Origin of the sequence: Sphingopyxis sp. (genome assembly GCF_035250425.1) — a bacterium.
In the GTDB taxonomy this organism is placed as follows: domain Bacteria; phylum Pseudomonadota; class Alphaproteobacteria; order Sphingomonadales; family Sphingomonadaceae; genus Sphingopyxis.
In genome coordinates this window covers 1-2,303 of sequence record NZ_DATFFD010000228.1, presented here as the reverse complement: position 1 = coordinate 2,303, position 2,303 = coordinate 1, and the positions used below count along the sequence as shown (strand labels likewise).

At 63.8% G+C, this 2,303-nt stretch carries 2 protein-coding genes; both read right to left on the bottom strand.

Annotation, left to right across the window (positions count from 1 at the left end; genetic code table 11):
* Nucleotides 1-1,617 (bottom strand): long-chain fatty acid--CoA ligase (locus VJ811_RS13570; protein ID WP_324073196.1); only part of this gene is annotated, 1,617 nt, incomplete at its 3' end.
* 47 nt (nucleotides 1,618-1,664) lie between these two features.
* A partial coding sequence (locus VJ811_RS13565; protein WP_324073194.1) for a gamma-glutamyltransferase occupies nucleotides 1,665-2,303 on the bottom strand: 639 nt, incomplete at its 5' end.

Here is a 2,303-nt window from a genome sequence, read left to right as displayed (position 1 = left end):
GCGCACAAGATCCTTGGGCAAACCTTCGGCCTCGGCCCATTCGGCCATCCATTCGGGATCGGGGACAAGGATGCCGACGAGGTGCGGGCGCTTGTCGCCATAGACCATCGCCTGCAGGATTTCGGGCTGGAGCGTCAGCATGCCCTCGACGCGCTGCGGCGAGACATTGTCGCCCTTGTCGTTGACGATCAGGTCCTTCTTGCGATCGGTGATAACGATGCGGCCTTGCCCATCGATATGGCCGATGTCGCCAGTGTGGAGCCAGGGACCTTTTTCGGGTTCGGCCGGGTTCGACACAAGCACACGTTCGGTCTCGGCCTTGTTGCGCCAATATCCCTTCATCACCAGTTCGCCGCGCACCAGTATCTCACCGTCGTCGGCGATGCGCACCTCGGTGTTCATCAGCGGCGGACCGACGGTGTCCATCTTGATCCCCGCGCTCGGGCGGTTGCAGCTGATGACGGGTCCCGCTTCGGTCTGGCCATAGCCCTGCAGCAAGGTCAGCCCGATCGAGTGAAAGAAGACGCCGATTTCGGGGTTGAGCGGCGCGCCGCCCGACACCAGCGCCTTCATCCGGCCGCCGAAGCGTTTCTGGATCTTTGGCCGGAACAATTTGTCGAGGATGATGTCGACCGGCCGATCGAGCACGCCCATGCGGCGCTCATAATCCTTCTCGCCGACGCGCAGCGCCTGACCCAACATCCAGTTCGCGAGCTTGCCCTGTTTCTCGACCGATTTGATCATCCGCGCGCGGATCACTTCGAACAGGCGCGGCACAACAACCATGATCGTCGGGCGCGTCTCCTCGATGTTCGAAACGAGTTTTTCGAGCCCCTCGCTGTAATAGATTTGCGCGCCGACCATGATCGGCAGGAACTGGCCGCCCGAATGTTCATAGGCGTGGCTCAATGGCAGGAACGACAGGAACACTTCCTCGTCGCCGATGCCGAAATCATTGACGAGCACCTCGGCGGCGCCCGCGGCATTGTGCAGAATCGCGCCATGATGCTGCATCACCCCGCGCGGTGCGCCGCCGGTGCCGCTGGTGTAGATAAGGCAGGCGGTATCGTCGCGCGTCATCGTCGCGGCGCGTGCCTTGGTCTCGTCGAGAAACGCCTCGCCGCCCTCGACCAGCGGCGCCCAGTCGTGGATCGCGACATCGCCCTGCTGGCCGACGCGCAGGCTTTCCATGCTGATGACGATATGCGCGTCGGAACGCATCACCGCTGGCATCAGTCCGCGCGCGAGCTTTGCGGTCGAGACGATCACCGCCTTGGCGCCGCTGTTGTCGAGGATATGCTGGTGATCGCGTTCGGTGTTGGTGGTGTAGGTCGGCACGGTGATGCATCCCGCGGCCATGATGCCAAGGTCGGCGATGCACCATTCGGGCCGGTTCTCGCTGACCAGCACCACCCGGTCGCCTTCCTTGAGGCCGAGTTCGCGCAGATTGTGCGCGAGCGCCGCCACTTGATTGGCGACCTGCCGCCAGCTCAGCGGCTGCCACGCGCGGTCGGCCTTGCGCCACAGAAAGGGATCTTCGCCGCCACGCCCCGCGCGGTCGAAGAACATCGCGACCAGACTTGGAAAATGGTCGAGATGGGGATTTTCGAGCTTCATTCTGTCTCTCTCCAGGGAGATTTCGTTGTTTCTTTTGTTATCGTTGATCAATTCTGTGCCGGCGCGCCGTCGATCGACGAGCTGCCAGGGCCGCGCGGATCGGCGGCGCCGCGCCAGCCCGCCGCGGTGCGCTCGACCGCGTTGAGTTTCGACCCCAGGCTGGTCGCGGTGAAGCTGTAGCCGAAAGGTTTCATCTTCGCGGCGATCGCCTGCCCCGCTTCATTATTCTCGATCAGCACGCCGCCCTTGCCAAAGAACAGATTGGGCAGTTCCATCGCCGATTTTGCATCGAGCCCCCAGTCGAGCACGCCGATCAGCACCTTGGTGACGTGCATGATGATGCGCTTGCCCCCCGCCGATCCTACCGCGAGCACGACCTTGCCGTCGGGACCATAGACGATCGTCGGCGACATCGAGGAAAGCGGACGCTTGCCCGCTTCGATGCGGTTAGCGGTCGGGACGCCGCCCTCGGTCGGCGCGAGGTCGAAATCGGTGAGCTCGTTGTTGAGGAAATAGCCGCCCGCGATCAGCTGGCTGCCGAAGATGCTTTCGATGGTCGAGGTCATCGAGACGACATTGCCCGCCGCGTCGACGGTGACGAAATGCGTCGTGCCCTGTTCGGGGATCGCGGGCGCGGCGGCGCGCGGCTTGGCGCCGGGCGGCGTGCCGGGTTCGTAGCGGCCCGC